Origin of the sequence: Thalassoglobus sp. JC818 (genome assembly GCF_040717535.1) — a bacterium.
GTDB lineage: Bacteria > Planctomycetota > Planctomycetia > Planctomycetales > Planctomycetaceae > Thalassoglobus.
This window is the reverse complement of sequence record NZ_JBFEFI010000014.1, coordinates 52,614-69,644: the sequence shown is the minus strand read 5'-3', so window position 1 is coordinate 69,644 and position 17,031 is coordinate 52,614. Positions and strand designations below refer to the sequence as shown.

17 protein-coding genes are annotated in these 17,031 nt (G+C 51.2%); 7 read left to right on the top strand and 10 right to left on the bottom strand.

The window, feature by feature from the left end; all coding sequences use genetic code 11:
- Window positions 1-553: 553 nt before the first annotated feature.
- The 3 genes from AB1L42_RS22505 to AB1L42_RS22495 form a co-directional block, all read right to left on the bottom strand.
- A complete protein-coding gene (locus tag AB1L42_RS22505; RefSeq protein WP_367061940.1) occupies window positions 554-1,699 on the bottom strand; it encodes a DUF4268 domain-containing protein in 1,146 nt (381 codons plus the stop codon).
- A 299-nt stretch (window positions 1,700-1,998) separates the two neighbouring features.
- Window positions 1,999-2,694 carry a hypothetical protein gene (locus AB1L42_RS22500; RefSeq protein WP_367061937.1) on the bottom strand — a complete coding sequence of 232 codons (696 nt, stop codon included), beginning with the start codon at window positions 2,692-2,694 and terminating at the stop codon, window positions 1,999-2,001.
- A gap of 77 nt (window positions 2,695-2,771) precedes the next feature.
- Entirely contained in the window at window positions 2,772-3,218 is a 447-nt protein-coding gene (locus AB1L42_RS22495) for a helix-turn-helix domain-containing protein (RefSeq protein WP_367061934.1), read from the bottom strand.
- Between the two features lie 114 nt (window positions 3,219-3,332).
- Between AB1L42_RS22495 and AB1L42_RS22490 the strand changes: the two genes are divergently transcribed.
- Window positions 3,333-3,791, top strand: coding sequence for an SRPBCC domain-containing protein (locus AB1L42_RS22490; RefSeq protein WP_367061931.1), 459 nt, complete (start codon window positions 3,333-3,335; stop codon window positions 3,789-3,791).
- A gap of 71 nt (window positions 3,792-3,862) precedes the next feature.
- On the opposite strand, the gene AB1L42_RS22485 is transcribed toward AB1L42_RS22490, so the two are convergent.
- Window positions 3,863-4,297: a GNAT family N-acetyltransferase gene (locus AB1L42_RS22485; protein WP_367061928.1), complete on the bottom strand. Its 435-nt coding sequence runs from the start codon at window positions 4,295-4,297 to the stop codon at window positions 3,863-3,865.
- An 820-nt stretch (window positions 4,298-5,117) separates the two neighbouring features.
- Window positions 5,118-5,702, bottom strand: a complete 585-nt coding sequence (locus AB1L42_RS22480) for a PEP-CTERM sorting domain-containing protein (protein WP_367061924.1) — start codon at window positions 5,700-5,702, stop codon at window positions 5,118-5,120.
- A 293-nt stretch (window positions 5,703-5,995) separates the two neighbouring features.
- Between AB1L42_RS22480 and AB1L42_RS22475 the strand changes: the two genes are divergently transcribed.
- The 5 genes from AB1L42_RS22475 (at window position 5,996) to AB1L42_RS22455 (ending at window position 9,541) form a co-directional block, all read left to right on the top strand.
- On the top strand, window positions 5,996-6,193 hold the full coding sequence (locus tag AB1L42_RS22475) for a hypothetical protein (protein ID WP_367061921.1): 198 nt from the start codon (window positions 5,996-5,998) through the stop codon (window positions 6,191-6,193).
- 26 nt (window positions 6,194-6,219) lie between these two features.
- Window positions 6,220-6,399, top strand: coding sequence for a hypothetical protein (locus tag AB1L42_RS22470; protein ID WP_367061918.1), 180 nt, complete (start codon window positions 6,220-6,222; stop codon window positions 6,397-6,399).
- Between the two features lie 4 nt (window positions 6,400-6,403).
- Window positions 6,404-6,850: an Imm30 family immunity protein gene (locus AB1L42_RS22465; RefSeq protein WP_367061915.1), complete on the top strand. Its 447-nt coding sequence runs from the start codon at window positions 6,404-6,406 to the stop codon at window positions 6,848-6,850.
- 45 nt (window positions 6,851-6,895) lie between these two features.
- Window positions 6,896-7,228, top strand: a complete 333-nt coding sequence (locus AB1L42_RS22460) for a hypothetical protein (RefSeq protein ID WP_367061912.1) — start codon at window positions 6,896-6,898, stop codon at window positions 7,226-7,228.
- Window positions 7,229-7,423: 195 nt separating this feature from the next.
- The gene (locus tag AB1L42_RS22455; protein ID WP_367061909.1) at window positions 7,424-9,541 is read left to right on the top strand and encodes a PHD finger domain-containing protein; all 2,118 of its coding nucleotides are present in this window, start codon (window positions 7,424-7,426) and stop codon (window positions 9,539-9,541) included.
- Between the two features lie 437 nt (window positions 9,542-9,978).
- On the opposite strand, the gene groL is transcribed toward AB1L42_RS22455, so the two are convergent.
- A complete protein-coding gene (gene groL, locus AB1L42_RS22450; RefSeq protein ID WP_367061907.1) occupies window positions 9,979-11,592 on the bottom strand; it encodes a chaperonin GroEL in 1,614 nt (537 codons plus the stop codon).
- A gap of 153 nt (window positions 11,593-11,745) precedes the next feature.
- Window positions 11,746-12,060, bottom strand: coding sequence for a co-chaperone GroES (gene groES / locus AB1L42_RS22445; protein ID WP_367061904.1), 315 nt, complete (start codon window positions 12,058-12,060; stop codon window positions 11,746-11,748).
- Between the two features lie 448 nt (window positions 12,061-12,508).
- Here groES and AB1L42_RS22440 point away from each other — a divergent pair, with 448 nt between their 5' ends.
- The gene (locus AB1L42_RS22440) at window positions 12,509-13,240 is read left to right on the top strand and encodes a YiiX/YebB-like N1pC/P60 family cysteine hydrolase (protein WP_367061901.1); all 732 of its coding nucleotides are present in this window, start codon (window positions 12,509-12,511) and stop codon (window positions 13,238-13,240) included.
- A 35-nt stretch (window positions 13,241-13,275) separates the two neighbouring features.
- On the opposite strand, the gene AB1L42_RS22435 is transcribed toward AB1L42_RS22440, so the two are convergent.
- From AB1L42_RS22435 to AB1L42_RS22425, 3 genes are all read right to left on the bottom strand, one after another.
- The gene (locus tag AB1L42_RS22435; protein WP_367061898.1) at window positions 13,276-14,646 is read right to left on the bottom strand and encodes a glycosyltransferase family 39 protein; all 1,371 of its coding nucleotides are present in this window, start codon (window positions 14,644-14,646) and stop codon (window positions 13,276-13,278) included.
- Window positions 14,636-15,553 (bottom strand): DUF58 domain-containing protein, encoded by a 918-nt coding sequence (locus AB1L42_RS22430; RefSeq protein WP_367061895.1) that lies wholly within the window; start codon window positions 15,551-15,553, stop codon window positions 14,636-14,638. Before AB1L42_RS22430 ends, AB1L42_RS22435 begins: the two co-directional genes overlap by 11 nt.
- A 118-nt stretch (window positions 15,554-15,671) precedes the next feature.
- Window positions 15,672-16,796: a MoxR family ATPase gene (locus tag AB1L42_RS22425; RefSeq protein WP_367061892.1), complete on the bottom strand. Its 1,125-nt coding sequence runs from the start codon at window positions 16,794-16,796 to the stop codon at window positions 15,672-15,674.
- Window positions 16,797-17,031: the final 235 nt, after the last annotated feature.

Genomic DNA, 17,031 nt, shown 5'->3' with positions numbered 1-17,031 from the left:
AGTCTTCGGTGTCTGGTGAAATTGCTGACGCGAGAGGAAATGGAGTACTCGTATCATAGGTAAGTTGCTTTATACGTCTGCTCTTTCGCGCATAGTAGACCGCGGCAACCAAGCCTGCAACCGAGGCCAATCCCCCAACAATCCCAATCGCTTCAATGGTGTTCATACATCCCGCAGTTGATAAGTAATACACCTAGAATTACACAGAATTTCTTCTGTACAACGTGTTAACTGTAGAATTCTTGAAATCGTGAATAGATCGCACGGAGTTGTCAAGAAGCCTGAGGGAAGCTGCTGTGAATCAAGACCTTGTATCTCATAGCCACGCAGGATGGAACAAATCGCTGGAGCGATGCATCCCCACCATGGGACGGGTGATTCTGTTTCGGGACATCGATTCACCCCAACCTTTGAGTCACTCCCACAAACAAATTGTCCAGTTCCATCCCGTCCGATTTCTGATGGAAAATAACTCCTCACTCAATACCGGCCTGCGTCGTTCATCCTAGTCCCCTATGTAGACTGTTAGAATTGAATCTATTGGGATGAGCGGTCATGTCGAAATCGTTTCTGGTTCAGTCCTGATCTCTGGAGTTTGGCCATCCCTGTACTTTTGAAGGTATGGTTCGAATGCACTGAAGAAAGCCTGCATGACTTCGACCATTTTCTCCTGGATCGCATCCCACGATGACTCGTCCTTTATTCCTCCTCCGCTGACTTGAACACAAATCCTCGAAACGTTCGTGTCATCTTGTCGTTTCCATTCAAGTGGCCCGCCAAACATCTCTTCGATTTGTTTTCGATGGATGAAAAGCTCGTCAAAGATGGCCTTGTTTTCCTCTTTCACGGACCGTTGTAGAGAAAGTTCAACACGTCCACGATCGGAGAGAATAAAGTAAACAAACTGTATTCCGAATCGTGAAGAGATGAGCCAATGTTCTCGCGATGGCGAAATTGGCCGATGCAATTCCAGTTTCGAATTCGCTTTGGGTAACAGGCCTGCCCAAAACTTCATATGCCGTTCCTGCCTCGCAGTATTCGCTTGGCGTGCACTTCGTTCTTGATGCGCCTTTTCCCGCAATCGGATCTGGTATTCTTCAGCTTCAGGAAGAGGGATCACCTGTTGAATATCCAATAGAACTTGATCGTGATATTTATACGGAACCATGCGGAGGCATCGAATATCCAGCCCACGCTCATTCAGCCACAAGACCGACGTGGTCAGTTCGCGAGAGAAGTCGGCCGAGGCCAATACAATGCGAATGTCACTGGCGAAGTTCTCTTCGTCCGGTTCTTCCCAACCCAAAAATTCCAGAATCGTCTGCTCAGCATCTTCGGCGGATTTCCCAAGGGCCTGTCGATAAGCCCGATGGGCTTCAACAGCTTGTTCCCATGTCATGGCTGATACCATCGCGGCGTAGCGAACCGCTTGCAGTTCCATATGGCCGCCATCACCAGTCCGTTTCAGTTCGATGACGACTAAGTTCGCGTCTCGATCAATGGCCAGCAGGTCGACCCTGCGAGATGAGTCTTCCCAATTGCTAAACTCTTCTGCGATCACCATCGTATCGGAAACGAGTACATCAATTTGAGCGCGTAGCAGCCGCTGCAAATCACCACGTTCTTTGATCTTGGACGACTCAAAAGTCGTCTGTTCTATCGCATTAAACTGCGTTGCATGCATTTCGTAGAGCGGCATCCTGTCGCCTTCTGAACTGTAGGATCAACTGATGAAATCATCCGCAAATGGGTCATTACCCAATTCAAAATGACCTACTCGGCATCCATGAACTAGCGTTCGTCCATGGAGCGGTTTGGCAGTCACGTAGGCTGAGACATCTCCCGGCCGAACTAAGGAAGTTCTGCATTTGGTAGGGTAGAGGTGTTGGTAAGGGTGACGGAGGGGATATAGACGTCGATTGTCACTTTCAGGCCAGATTCTGTCGAAGATGACGCTCTTCCGCAACCGCACGGCCAACACGGCCGCGGCACCGCTTTTCATTCAATCGACCCATCCCACCTTTGCTGGGACGAAACCCAGCTTACGTGACTATTTGAACGAATTGACCCGACGCGACTCATGGCGAGGCGAATCGTTCCATTGCAGATTTCCCCGACTTTCCCTTCCGAAGTGACGAATTGCACAGAGTGATTAGCAGGGAGCGATTCAAGAATCGCTAAGAATTCCTCGGTCGACAATTGCTCTGGCGAGGTCCAGGGAACTCTGTGAGAGGGGAGATAAGCGATCATCCATTCTCCACAGACTCTAAACAGGAACTCATTGGTATCTGGGTTGATTTCGACAAGTCGCAAGCTAGTGAATTTTGCTGTTTGTGCTTCTCGTTCACCTGCATCACGAAGCCACTTCGGAACATCAAGCGTAATTACCACGTCTTCCTCTTCACGGCCAAATTCTCGATGCTCATAAAAACGATGTAATCTTTCCAGCCAGCTTTGTGACGGATCTTCGTCGCTACGCAATACCGATTCCGATCGCACTGTTTCGTAATTCATTGCCACAAAAGCGACATACTTCAAATGGCTCCGCGCGATGCTTCGTTCAACATCCTCCCGCGCCTCACGGACACCCGAAATGCAATAGAACGCAACCACCACCACGAAGAATGCCACAATCAGCCCCCGTAGCGAGACGGTGCTTTTTAGCTGAATCGGACTCAATTGAGGTGTCCACATAGATTGTCCCGATCGGTCATCAAAACCGTACGTAATTTGTCCGATCCTACTTCCACTGAATCGACCGCTCTCCGCAGCTACAGATAATTTTTGACGACCGGTTCGCCTCTGCGAACCTGGGAGATGACTTCTTCGCTGACTTTACGGTTGTTCTTCTCGATCAATTCCACCAGTCGCGGGATACGGGCTGCTTCTGAATGGGGATCGTATTTGGAACTCCAAAGCACCATTTCGAACAATAGTGGAATGAGGTCGAGCCCCTTCTCTGTCAGTTCGTACGGACCTTTTCGCTTGGCCTGCTGCAAGATTCCACGTTCCTTCAGCTGTCGGAGCCGAGTCGACAGAATGTTGGTCGCGATCTTCTCTTCGCTGGCCAGAAACTCTCCGTAGGTCCTTCTGCCTCGAAAAACCATGTCACGCAGTATCAGCAGCGCCCAGCGATCGCCCACCATTTCCAGAGCGTAATTCACCGGACAGTGCGACCGAAGCTCTGTGTTCTCCGCGACATTTTCTTTCTTCGCCATAAAAAAATCCTACACCTTCTACTTGCATTTCACAAGTAGCGATGGCACACTGACAGATACTTGCATTTTGCAAGTATCGATCAAATCGAGTCACAACACCTTCGGAGTCTATTCATGTCACAAATCCTGCACCGCATCGGCATCAAAGCCAAACCCACTGAGGTCTTTCGAGCCGTCAATACCACAGAAGGCCTGCGAGAGTGGTGGACCAACGAAATCGAAGACAATCGCGATGAATCAGGCACGCTGAGTTTTATCTTTCGATCACCCGGTGGTGAATGCATCGGAACGATCTCGATGAAAATCACTCAACAGACGTCCCCGACAACCCTGCACTGGGAATGCGTCGGAGGACCTGACGACTGGATCGGCACGAAGGTCGCGTTCAAGATCACAGAAGAAGACGACCAGTCGACCGTGATCTTTTCACACTCCGGTTGGCAGGAGCAGAGCGAAAGCTTCGCACACTGCAACATGAAGTGGGCCACATTCCTGCTGAGCCTGCGGGCCTACGTCGAATCAGGCCAGGGCCGCCCATCCCCCAACGACATCAAAATCGACAACTGGAACTGAAGTCCGCTCTGATCTCAAATGCCCCGACCGATCGAACGATTCGAAACGTACTCAGGGATGAGCTGTTTTCTTCACCCTTCAATCGTTTTCGACATGAGTCGAATCTCCGGCCACTCGCTCCATCCATCGTTCTCCCAGAACCGGCGACCGTCCGCGTTGTCAGCAATCAAGAAGAGATTGCATTGGCGAATCCCGACGTTCCTCAGCTTCGACATGCACTCACGAACCAGTGCTCGCCCAATCCCCTGCTTTTGATATTCCGCAGTCACCGCGAGATGATGCAGGTACCCGCGCCTTCCATCATGCCCACACAAAACCGCGCCCACCACGCTCTCATCATGAATCGCCACCTGACTCAGCCCTGGGTTGTGCTGGAAGTAACAACTTAAATCTTCAACATTATCCGTCGCAGTCAGAATTAAACCTTCAATCCCCTCCCACAACGCCAGCACCTCAGACACATCTTCTGTCGTCATCGGTTGAATTGTCACAGAGTGGGACATCATGAACTCTTTTCGTTCACGTCAAGGAAGTCAACGGAGCAAGAACCATTGAACGCTTGGTCAAAAATCCGAAGGACAGATCGGAACATTCGTACTCGGAACGAATCGCGGGAGCGATGCCGCCTCACCAACGGAGCGACAATTCTGATTCGGGACATCGATTCACTCCAAGCTTCGGATCACTCCCACCAGTAGATGAATCACTTCCGCTTCAGTCGATTTCCGCGAGAACATCATTCCTCAGTTGATGGTGGGTCTGCGTCGCACTCTGTCTATTTTTTCAGTGAAGCACGTCAGGAAGTTGTCATTAGAACCAAATCCTCAACCCCACGACAGCACAAATGATGAAGGCAGCGCAGACAATCATCGCGATCATACAACCAGCAGGTGTCGGTGCCCTTTCTGCACCGACGACGGCGTGGTAGCGAACGAGTGATTGGAGGGCTGATTGGTCGTCTGGGTGACCGCATTCACAAGGGCCGATATCGGAGTATCTCAATTCAGCGCATTCTGGACAGCGACCGCAGCAGTCACAGTACGGGATGTCGCACGTCGGACATTGGTCGACTTTTGTGACGCGTTTACGACCACAGTTCAGGCATCGACCACATCCAAGGCAAGCAGCTCGTGTTGCAGCAACGATGGCATTGCAGCCGGGACATCGAATTAGCAACCGGTCAGACATGTATGTTCTTCGCAGACATGGCAGGCTGCTAATTTGAATATGAGAACACGCAGAATGAGACAGATTCATGGGTGGCCCGGCCGAGGTCGGCTGGGCCACCCTCAGAAAAGGTGTCAACCAAATCTGAAGATGCTTTAATCATCGAAAACACCACGCTATCCGCCTGCGACAGAAGAATCCCAAGGTGAGGCCACCTAAGCCCAGTAGGGAAAATGTCGATGGTTCGGGAACACTGCTGAGCCCTTGCAAATTTCTCGTCGAGGCTCCGTATTCTGTGGCCAACACGTCGTAACGAAATCCGCCATCGGTGAAAAATTTTGTCGTCAATAACGACGTCTGCACCGAGAACGTCACTGTTTTGTCATCGAGCACCCAGGGGACTTCCGTAATCACAGTTCCCCAGCCTCCCGAACCGGGGTCACCGCTACTGCCTGATCCGTTTCGAATTCGCAGCATCGAACCCGATAAATGAATTTCTGGGCCACGGATGATCGATGCATAGCGCACATCGCCGTAAATCATAAACTGAAATGCACTCTGCTGCCGGCCCACAGTATCGACGATCGTAAAATCGGGCACTCGATTAAATGTGATTGAAAAATCCGTCGTCCCATCGAAGTTTTGCTGGACACTTTGAGACACAAAAGTAAAGTCGCCATAAGCCAAACTGGTCATGGAAACGCAAACGACAACAGCAATCGCAACTCCAGCACATCTCATCATTCAAGCTCCCGAAGTGATAAGAGTCATGAATCGTAATCTCATGATGCATGATACTGACATGCTCCCAAGAGTTGAACCAGAGCGATAAGATTTTGGGTTGAGTAATTACGGCACGCAGGGCGGCCCGGCCGAGGTCGGCTGGGCGACGAAGGCACAAGTTGTTATTGCCATGTGCTTCCAGCCTCAAGAATCCGGTTTCAACAACTCTGAAACAATTCCTGCGGCAGACCTTCCCGAAATACTGGTCGACAATCAATTCGACTGATGCCATCTGACAGGCTCGGCACCATGGAGTGAATCTCTGGTCACGAAAGAAAGTCGAAGAGAAGCTTGACGATCTACACGAGAATCCGGTTCGTGCAGGGTTCGTTGAGTCGGCAACCGACTGGCTCTGGAGTTCGGCTCGCTGGTATCGACAGCGACGAACAGTTGTGGCTCCCTTCAAATGGCCTCCGGGACTGGAAACGGATGATGATTTCGTCGTCGTTTAAAGTTAGAATCCGGACAGTGAAGCATCTTGTTGCTACACAACCCTGCCGATCTCGACCGGACCACCCAGCGTGGCATAAGAGATGCCCGGAGCATCTATCAGCAAGAGGGGCTTTACGATGCTTACATCCGGCAGCAGTTGCAGGAATTGATACGCCTAAACAAGCAATCACACCCTGAATTGTTCGGCAAGAAACCGGGAGGATAAGCTCATGATTGACAGTTTGATAACTCAGATAGAGACCGAATTAACGAACCAGAAGAACGGCTACGTCGAACGTGTGGAAGACCTGCTTGGTCAGGTTGCCACTTTGAACGATCCCGACTGCATCGGAAAGCTGCTCCCGTTCTTCGAGGATGATGCCGAATACGATGAGTTGATGTTCTCAATCATCCATTCCATCGAGAATTTCGATGATGCGACGTATGTTCGTGAAATCGGCAACCACCTTGGCGATTTCTTCGGACATTCACCACGATGGGCGGTTATCGTTCACATGCGGATTCTGAACTCGGCACCAACATTGACAGCATATTCAGAGCAAATCAAGAGTCTTACCGACCAAGAGCGGCTGACGGTTCGAAACGTGCTGCAAGCCGTTCGTCAGAAGGACGCTAAGTTCTACTCGGCTTGTGACTCGCTCATTGCTACACTGTAACGCAGGGTCGCTCGGTCGACGTCGGCTGGGTGCTGAAGGCACAAGATGTTTTCACCATCTGCTTCCAGGCTCAAGAATCCGTTTTCAACAACTCTGAAACAATTCCTGCGGCAGACCTTCTCGAAATGCTGGCCGACTATCGATTCGACTGATGCCATCTGTCAAGCTCGGTATGATAGTGGGAATTTCTGGTCACAAATGAAAGTCGAAGAGAAGCTTGACGATCGACACGAGAATCCAGTCCGGGCAGGGTTCGATGAGTCGGCAACCGACTGGCCCTGGAGTTCGGCTCGCTGGTATCTACAACGACGAACAGTTGGGGTTCCGATCCAATGGCCACCGGGACTGGAAACGAGTGATGATTTTGTCGTCGGATAATGTTAGAAACCAAACAGCGAAGCATCTTGTTGCTACGCAACCCAGCAGATCCCGGTCGGACCACCCAGCGTTTCCCACCCCATCAATGGGAGTCGACGAGTTTTGAAATCTGCTACCATTTGGATCATGGCTTGGAGGAGGTTCTCCAAGTCCAGAAGAAACATATCTCTCAAATTTCAACCACAGGTCCGAAATATGAATGCCACTGCATTTTCCCGAATTGCCGAGTCGCTCCGGCAGTATCGTCGGGCAGAGTTAAAGGACTTTGCTGCAGATGTTGGTGGAAATCCAATTGATGACTTATACGTTGATCCACTCCCTGGAAATGCAGTGCTTTCGACGGTCCTCGCCGGAAACACCACTTTTTTAACTGGCCGAAAAGGCACAGGAAAGAGCACTGTTTTTGCAAAAGCTCAATCCGAAATTCGCAAGCGCTCCGACCTTATATCCATCTATATTGACGTCAAGAGTTTACACGAATTGGCTGTAGGTAATCAGCCCGTTGTTTTCGATCAGAAAATGCAAGACGTTGATCCCGCAATTTTACGAGCACATCAGTTGAAGAAGCACTTCCTTGGCGAAGTGATAAGACAGCTGATATCTGAGCTCGAAAAAGCCTCTGAGTCGATGACACTGATTGATCGATGGATTGGTCGGAAGCGAGGTTATAAAGACCTGATCAAGGAACTCATGGATATCGCCGAGCGGGTAAGCAAATGCGAGATGCATGCGGAAGAACTGCCAGTACTTCGCGAAATCTCCGCGAAAGCGAAGAGACGTAGTGAAACTGAGAAGCAGAAAGAGAAATCCACACGAGTTTCAGCAAGTGCATCCGTGAATCCCTTCGGAATTGGTGGCGAGGTCAATGGCGAATTGGGGAGCTCGGATTTCGCGAAGACATTAGATGACAAGGAACTCTACCACGAATACTCCGACGTTGTTTTGAAGACTTTTCCTTTCACCAAGCTGATCGGTGAAATCATCGATTTGCTTGATGAGGCAAAACTACTCCGTTTGGTCGTGTTTTTCGACGATTTCTCAGAATTGGAATGGGTTAGCCAACGACTGTTCGTGGACGTGATTCTCTCACCGTTGAACAACGCAACGAATGAGCGAATCAAATTAAAGATCGCTGGCTACCCAGGCCGCGTTTACTACGGACGCATTGACCCTGGCAAAGTTGACACGATGTGTCTCGACTTCTCGCAACTTTACAAGTCGAATGAACTCCAAACCGCCGAAGCGAATGCTATTGATTACACGCGTCGATTGCTCGAAAAACGATTCGCGGCGTTCGGTCAGGATGTCACGCACTATTTTGATCCATCTGCAGACGCGACCGAGCTATTCAAATTGCTGTTTCATGCGTCGACCAATGCACCTCGTTTGCTAGGTTATGTCTTGTACTACTGCTATTTGGATCGAGTTTCACGTGGACTCGGCATTACTGCAGCAAGTATACGTCTTGCATCAAACAAGTACTATTCATCTATTGTCGCACAATATTTTGACCGAGCGGGTCGATTCGCGCTGGAACCTTTCGAGCGAAAACTTGACAGGCACAATCAACAAAGGTTGCTAAAAACGCTGTTGACAGAGTCCACAGATTTGAAGAAGCGGATTTATCGAGGAGAAGTTGGCGGATCCTACTTTTCCAAGCTTGGGGGTAACCCTCCAGTTAGTCATTTTTATATTGATCCAAAACTCGAAAGCGTACTCTCCTCGTTGGAATTTAACTTTCTGGTTACAAAGTATTCAGACACGAGAGACAAGAACGGACGCGACGTATCCGTATTCGCATTCTTTTATGGTCTGGCGGAAGCGGAGAAATTCGCCTGGGGATATCCGCCGGGGCGAGATTACCGAAACTACTTCGTCCAGCGTTGCTTCGATTACAACCGAGTCATACATCAATTCTTGTCGAAAACCACAACAATCCGTTGTGATGAATGCGGTGCATGTTTTTCGATGGACGACGAAGAGAAGATTGCATTCTACCGTTGGAAATGCCCGGAATGTCAGTCTGGTATTTGCTCAGTCGTGCAACTTAGCGACGACTTTGAATCCGAAGTAGCGAAACTAGACGAGGCGTTAATGCTCGAAGAAGTCGAACTGGAGATCCTAAACGTATTAGAAGAGGCCGATGACTGGATGCGGGCGGGAGAAATCTCGCTGCTAATCGACGGCACATATCAATTAGTCGGGCATCGCACAAGCAAACTACAGGACCAAGACCTCGTGCACAAGGAGATGATAGATGGACACCGGAGGAGTCAAATCTCGCAGAAAGCTAAAGACATCTACTTTGCGTAGTCGAGGCGTTGCGCACGTACAAACTGCCAACATAACGACGTAGAGTGGGACAAATCGTGGGAGCGATGCAGTCCCGCCATTGGAGCGAAAATTCCGATTTAGGTGATCTATTCGCCCCAAGTGCTCATTTCCATCTGTACTTTGACCAACACCGTCTCAATCAATTTCTGTAGAACAAAACTCCTTGTTCAATAGTGGGTGTGCGTCGTCGTTCCTTATCCCACCCTAAATCTAGGTAGTACAGATTAAGACAGCATTAACGCAGAGGGTGTCGCTTCAACTCTAAGCGACTCAATCAACGAGTGTTGAGACACGAAAAAACCCTGAGCGTGGATCACGCTCAGGGTTGAGTTTTTTTGAGTCGATTGAATTTGCCCCGGGTGAGTCACCCGGGGCAAACTTGATAGCTGACTCAGCTTCGTTCGTTCACGGGCGACTTAGTAGAGGTCGCTGTCGTGTCCGCCGCTTTTTTTGTCGTCCTTTGGCTTGTCGGCGATGAGGGCATCGCTGGTCAGCAGCAGTGTTGAAACACTGGAGGAGTTCTGGAGGGCGGTGCGGGTCACTTTCACAGGATCGATGACACCAGCTTTGACGAGGTCTTCGTAGGTGTCGGTCGCTGCGTTATAGCCTTCGTTTCCGCTCAGGTTGGAAACCTTCTCGCAGATCACGCTGCCGTCCATGCCGGCGTTGTTGGAGATCTGTGTCAGTGGAGCACGGCATGCACGACGAATGATGTTGTAACCAACTTCTTCGTCGTGTGAGAGTTTGCCAGGGTCGACGCTGGCTGACGCACGCAGCAGAGCCACTCCACCGCCTGGAAGAATTCCTTCTTCGACAGCAGCGCGGGTCGCATGCAGAGCATCTTCAACGCGAGCCTTCTTCTCTTTCATTTCTGATTCGGTCGCTGCTCCGACGTTCACTTGAGCGACACCACCGGAGAGCTTTGCGATTCGCTCTTCCAGTTTTTCGCTGTCGTAATCACTGGTGGAGTTTGCGAGCTCAGCGCGGATCTGATCGATACGGGCTTTGATGTCGGCAGTCTTTCCAGCGCCTTCGATCAGAGTCGTATTGTCTTTGTCGATGACAACTTTCTTGACGCGACCCAAGTCGGACAACTGAAGGTTGTCGAGTTTGATTCCGAGATCTTCGAAGATCGCCTGTCCGCCACACATGATGGCGATGTCCTGAAGCATGGCTTTACGACGATCGCCGTATCCAGGAGCTTTGACAGCTGCGATTTTGAAGGTTCCGCGAAGCTTGTTGATGACGAGTGTCGCGAGTGCTTCACCTTCAACGTCTTCAGCGATGATCAGCAGCGGCTTGCCGGAGTTAACGACCTTTTCCAGGATTGGAACGAGGTCTTTGATGTTGCTGATTTTCTTTTCGTGGACGAGCACGTAAGCGTCTTCGAGAACGCATTCCATGCTTTGTGAGTCGGTCACGAAGTAAGGAGAGAGGTAACCGCGATCGAACTGCATTCCCTCGACAACTTCGAAATCTGTGGAGAGGCTTTTGCCTTCTTCAACGGTGATGACACCGTCTTTTCCAACAGCTTCCATGGCGTCGGCGAGAATCTTGCCGATGGTGTCGTCACCATTGGCAGCGACGGTTCCGACCTGAGCGATGGCTTTCTTGTCGCGGCAAGGGATCGCCATTTCGCGAAGCTTTTCGGTGATCTGCTCGACAGCCTTTTCCATTCCACGCTTCATTTCGAGCGGGCTGACACCAGCGACGACGGCTTTGAGACCTTCGTTGTAGATCGCTTCGGCCATGATGGTGGCGGTTGTCGTTCCGTCTCCGGCGACGTCTGAAGTCTTGCTGGCGACTTCACGGACCATGCGGGCTCCCATGTCTTCGAACTTGTCAGCAAGTTCGATTTCCCGGGCGACGGTCACACCGTCTTTGGTCACAGTCGGCGAACCGAAGCTTTTTTCCAAAATGACGTTTCGCCCTTTTGGTCCCAGCGTCACGCGAACAGCTTTTGCCAGCTTGCTGACTCCGCGTCGCATGGCTTCCTGTGCTTCCTGATCGAAAGCAATCATCTTGGCCATGTTATTCTCCTCACAGAGTTTGAGAGATCTGTTCAAAAAGTTGAAATTTAATTCCTGGCGAAGTTCTGACGTTGAGCTGCCGGGCTGTCTGTTGTGGCGATGATACTGAGATCATCAAATGCTCCGGCCTGCCAAAACTCCTTCCAACAGCTGCTAGTAGGTCGCGAGAATATCGCTCTCACGCAGCAAGAGGTACTCTTCGTCGCCGACTTTGATTTCGTCGCCAGCGTAAGAGCTGAAGATCACTCGATCTCCTTCTTTGACTGTCAGCGGAACTTTCTCGCCATCGTCACGGGTATGCCCATCGCCGATTGCGACCACTTCGCCTCGTTGTGGTTTGTCTTTTGCGGAATCAGGAAGAACGATTCCACCTGCGGTTGTGTCCTCAGCAACCTGTCTTTTCAGCACAACTTTGTCGCCCAGCGGGACAATTTTCGTTCCGCCTGTCGATTTGGCCTTCTTCGCCATGAATGACCACTCCCATGATGGATGTCTAATTGCTTGTGCGGTGAGTCACCACGAAATGCTGTGCTCTCTCAACACACACTGTTCCTTAGTTTCCCCTCCCTGCTACAAATGGCGTGCCAAGACTCACAGTTCGACATATCACATTGTTGACAAAAGAGATACGCGATTCACTCATTTTTCGAACGCGCGATTTTGGCGGGGAAAGACTTGCCATCACAGCTTGTGCTGTCAAACTGGCAGCATGTGGTTCGGTCAATTTGAGATTTGCCATTTTTTGCCGGACTGTCAGATTTGATGAGTCCGAAACACGTCGATTTTCGTAAGCGAAGCTGACATTCCGGTGTGGGAATGAGTTCTGCATCCTCACTGAGGACAACGTTGGCCGGAGAGGTGGAGAGCATTCTTGACTCGACACAACGTTACTGATTCCGATTCAGGAGATTCTCGGATGAATTCCGCTATTGTGAGATTTCTGATCGCTGCGTTTGTGCTCGCCACTGCGTCACTTGGTGGCGCGAACACGACTTTCGCAGACGAAAAAGCAACGCCGAGCGTGATGGTCGACGCGAATGTCGTCGCCGACATCGTTGACTCGTGCGAAAATGGGTCGTTGCTTTTCAGTCAAGGTGATTGCCTGGCTGTTCGCTGTTACACAAACAGCCCGTATACGCATGTTGGTATCGTCATAGAAGAAGGTGATCAGAAGATCGCTTATGACAGTATGAATGGAGTCGGCGTCCGGAAGATGAGTCTCGAAGACTATCTGACGACTCAAGCTCCGGACACGGTGCACGTTTTTCATCCCATCCGCAAACTCACTGCGTCAGAAGCCGCAGAACTCAAGGGACATCTGGAATCACAGCTCGGTCGACCGTATTCGGTGAAACATCACATCACGGGAAAACGCAATGCCGGCCTTCACTGTTCTGAATACGTGACGGATGCTCTCGTCTCCATTGACTGGCTGAAAGTCAGCAATCCTCCGAGAGTTTCCCCAGCGAGCCTCGCTGAAGGAATCGAACTCAACGCGATCTATCTGGTTGGCCCGGTCTATGAAGTTCCCGGTGAGATTGAGCCCATTCCTGAACCAGATGGAGTCTGCGAGCGAATCTGGGTCGACGTGAAGTTATGCACGCTTCAATGTTGCTCGAAGCTGTCCGGCTGGATTCTCTGCCGGTAGGCGTCTTACTTGTCTACTGAGTATCCACAGAACTGTCAGGCTTCACGGACTTGACGCTGAGCGAACACTCTCTGCAGTGGAGCGAATGGGATCATTAGCGCGATCCAGACAATTCCCAAGACAGCGACGTAGTGCATCGGCAAGAGCACCGGCACGAGGAATCTGCCTTCGACGGACCATGTCGCGCCGATGGCGATTGCGTTAATCGCAAGCAAGGCCAAGCAAACTCTTCCGCTCGAAGTCCAGAGTGCTGGCCAGATCCCGAGCAGAAACAGGCACAGGATGACTGCCTCTGTCAGGTTTCTCGGCCGAAACTCCTCTTTGATCTTCATCGGAATCAGAGCGATCGCACGACCCGGTTGATGGAAGATCCATTCTTTCGCTTGTGTTCGACTCCACTTTGCTTTGGCGACTTCTCTTTCGACTGGCGTCTGATCATCGCTGACGACTTCATCGAAGAATCCGGAGTGCTCAAGGTTTCGCCAGACACCGCCGGATTCCCAAACTTCATCGCCAAACGACGCGGAAAGTTGAACGAGCCCTTGAGTTCCCATGGGCATGAATTCTCCTGTGACTGCGATATTTCGAACGCACCAGGGAACGATGGCGAGAAGCACTCCAGACATCGCACAGGCGACCAGCAGGGCAGACCGCTTTGCTGAGAATCCCAGACGCATCCAGATGAGCAGGAGGAGCAGACAGATTCCCGGAAGCCAGAGAATCATCAGCGTCCTGACCAGCACGGCGAACCCAATGAGCAGACCGATGGCAACGGAAAAGAGAATGTCATCGATGCGGGATCGAAATTTGTGGAAGCGTAACTTCAGGATCACGACGCAAATCAATGAGACGAAAAACATCGCCATGGCTTCAGTCAGAATGGCCCGTCCGTAGAGTCGCGTGCGAACATCGACTCCTAGAAACAGGATGATCGAGAGCCCCGCAGCGGTCATTCCGAAATCCTGCCGCACACACACCGCCAACAATGCCCCCGTCGCTGCGACGAATGCTGCGTCCAGAATACGCGTCCCCCAAAATTGTCGACCAACCAACCGGTTGATGTAGCTGATGGCCCATGGATAGAACGGAGGTCTCGTCGTACTGATCTCGCTTTCCCGATGAGGGAGCCGAAATCGTTCGCTAGTTTGGGCTGCGACGTCATATGGCTCTCGGAATTCCGGGTCGTTGAGATCGACTCGAAACCCGCGTCCGTGTGCAAGTTCCCAACCCAATGAATCGTAGTCGACTTCATCGCCGGAAGTTGAAGGAGGGATGTTCAGATCAAATTTGAACTGATAATAAGCGATCAGTGTTGCCCACATGATCACGAAGACCGCTCCGCCAAACAACCAGTTGGACTGACCGAGACTTATTCGAGTCGGCCTTTCGATCTGATCATCGACCACTCGAGTTTCCTCGTTCGAGAATGCAACGCAATGAATGATTGAATGCTGAGTTCGATTCGACCACGACGCGTGTTCCGCCCATGGCTCCCACGATTCTGCCTAGCTGATGTTGAAACTGTTCGAACTCTGCCAGATACCCGGACCGAATGGCATCGACGACTGCAATCTGATCGCCTCCACCTTCGAGATCCCGAAACATGACACTCCCTTCGAATGGGAACGTTGCTTCGGCGGGGTCGATCACCTGAACAAGCCGCACATCACACTTAAGTTGTCGAAGCCTCGCAAGAATTCGATTCAGCGAATTGAGATCCCCGAAAGCATCCGTCAACAGAATCACAACGGACTGTCGGCTAATGCGCTCGACCGCTTTTCCTAAGCCGATCCAGTTTTCGTCATCTTCAGAATTCTGATCGCTGCTACCTGTAGCTGACTCCAGAATGTCCTCAAGTGCATCAAACCCTCGCTGTAAGCCAGCACGTCCGAAGATTGAGCCAAGATGCTGTTCTCCGTCGAATGTCATCAGCCGTGACACGTCACGCTGCTCCGACGTGACCCACATTAATGCAGCAGCCAGAGTGATTGCATATTCAAGCTTTGACATCTCCGAGCTCTGCGAGCAATACGTCATCGAGCCACTGTTGTCGATCACAATCGACACTGCCAGTTGATTCTCGTCCTCGAACTGCCGGACATAATATCGGTCACGTCGACCCGAGAGCTTCCAATCCAGAAATCGGACATCATCTCCGGGGGAATAGTCTCGGTGTTCGGCGAAGTCGACGGAGAATCCTCGATCCTGTCCGCGATGACTCCCGCTGAGAAGTCCCTCGACGACGATTTTCGTCCGCAGCTTCAGCGACTCGATTCCTGAAAGCGTCTCGGGAGTGATTCGTCGCTGTTCCATTTGAGTCTTCTTTTGAAGCCACTCAAAGCTTCGTGATTGAGAAGTCTTTCACACCGTTGAGGAGTCACAAGCCATTACAAGACGAAAGATGCGACCGGAAGCGAAAGCAATCAAGTTCTCAGCGTTCTGATTTCGAGAGATATTTTTGAAAGACTTTCTGAACCGGCCCCTGCGTCGGTGGCGGAACTTGTTCGATCAGTTGGGCCAGAACGTCGTCGATGCTGACTCCATCTGCTTCGGCGTTGTAGCTGAGGACGATTCGGTGCCGCATAACCGGCCTGAAGACTGCTTGAATATTCTCATACGAAGCAAAACTCTGACCGTGAATCGCAGCGTGCCCTTTGGCTGCTGCTACGAGACACTCCGAACCTCTGGGACCTGCTCCCCATTGAATGTAGTTTTGCGTGGCGGAGACAGCTTCTGCGTTTGATGGTCGCGAAGCACGGACGAGTGCGATCGCATAGCGGACGTCGTGATCGGCGATCGGCATCGCATCGACTGTCTCGGCGAACCTTAGAAGATCTTCAGTCGAGAGCACCTGCTTGAGATGGACGGCCTTTCGTCGCGACTGCTGACGAACGATTTCCAGCTCCTCGTTCTCGCTGGGATAGTCGACTCGAATCTCCATCATGAATCGATCGAGTTGAGCCTCGGGAAGTGGATAAGTCCCTTCCTGTTCGATTGGGTTCTGTGTCGCCAGCACAAAAAACGGCGAGGGAAGAAGATGTTTGTGTCCCCCCGCTGTGACCTGCCGCTCCTGCATTGCTTCGAGTAGAGCGGCTTGTGTTTTCGGAGGAGTTCGATTGATCTCGTCGGCGAGGACGACTTGGGCGAAAATCGGTCCTTCGATGAATCGAAATTCGCGGTGTCCGGTTTCCCGATCTTCTTGAAGAACTTCAGTCCCGGTGATATCAGCTGGCATTAAGTCGGGGGTGAATTGAACGCGATTAAAAGTCAGCCCGAGTGTCTCGGCTAACGCTTTCACAACGAGCGTTTTCGCCAGCCCGGGGACGCCGACGAGAAGCGAGTGCCCCCCGCATAGAATCGAGAGCAGAATCTGGTCGATGACCTCACTTTGCCCAACGACAACCTGCCGCAGTTCGTCCCGAAGTTCACTCATTGACTCGCGCAGCGACACCAAAGAATCGAAAGTCGCTGAATCGGGCTGTTCTGCAGGCATTTGAAATCCATCGTCGATGAATTGAAACGAATCGGCTTCAGCGAGAGTCAATCTACTGTTCACTTCGACAATCGAATTCGGAAACTGCCTCTCGAATTCTGGGAGTTCCCGGTCAGTTCACAACCGGGCTGTCTGAATTCTCGCTCCGTAGAGCATGGTCCATTGACGACCTTCTCGCAAGGTGCCAGACTCCTCGAAGGGCATTATTGTCGTCGATCAAAACCGCAAAACACAATGCTGTTTGAGTACCAACGACAGCCCCTGACTGCCACAATTTTCCACCCGACGAATCACCACA

Excerpts from the sequence above, each read along its gene's own strand:
- AB1L42_RS22455 (WP_367061909.1), top strand. The coding sequence starts at position 7,424 with ATGAATGCCACTGCATTTTCCCGAATTGCCGAGTCGCTCCGGCAGTAT.
- AB1L42_RS22465 (WP_367061915.1), top strand. The coding sequence starts at position 6,404 with ATGATTGACAGTTTGATAACTCAGATAGAGACCGAATTAACGAACCAG.
- AB1L42_RS22505 (WP_367061940.1), bottom strand. The coding sequence starts at position 1,699 with ATGCCGCTCTACGAAATGCATGCAACGCAGTTTAATGCGATAGAACAG.
- AB1L42_RS22480 (WP_367061924.1), bottom strand. The coding sequence starts at position 5,702 with ATGATGAGATGTGCTGGAGTTGCGATTGCTGTTGTCGTTTGCGTTTCC.
- AB1L42_RS22490 (WP_367061931.1), top strand. The coding sequence starts at position 3,333 with ATGTCACAAATCCTGCACCGCATCGGCATCAAAGCCAAACCCACTGAG.
- AB1L42_RS22430 (WP_367061895.1), bottom strand. The coding sequence starts at position 15,553 with ATGGAACAGCGACGAATCACTCCCGAGACGCTTTCAGGAATCGAGTCG.
- AB1L42_RS22440 (WP_367061901.1), top strand. The coding sequence starts at position 12,509 with ATGAATTCCGCTATTGTGAGATTTCTGATCGCTGCGTTTGTGCTCGCC.
- AB1L42_RS22460 (WP_367061912.1), top strand. The coding sequence starts at position 6,896 with ATGTTTTCACCATCTGCTTCCAGGCTCAAGAATCCGTTTTCAACAACT.
- groL (WP_367061907.1), bottom strand. The coding sequence starts at position 11,592 with ATGGCCAAGATGATTGCTTTCGATCAGGAAGCACAGGAAGCCATGCGA.
- groES (WP_367061904.1), bottom strand. The coding sequence starts at position 12,060 with ATGGCGAAGAAGGCCAAATCGACAGGCGGAACGAAAATTGTCCCGCTG.
- AB1L42_RS22500 (WP_367061937.1), bottom strand. The coding sequence starts at position 2,694 with ATGTGGACACCTCAATTGAGTCCGATTCAGCTAAAAAGCACCGTCTCG.
- AB1L42_RS22485 (WP_367061928.1), bottom strand. The coding sequence starts at position 4,297 with ATGATGTCCCACTCTGTGACAATTCAACCGATGACGACAGAAGATGTG.
- AB1L42_RS22495 (WP_367061934.1), bottom strand. The coding sequence starts at position 3,218 with ATGGCGAAGAAAGAAAATGTCGCGGAGAACACAGAGCTTCGGTCGCAC.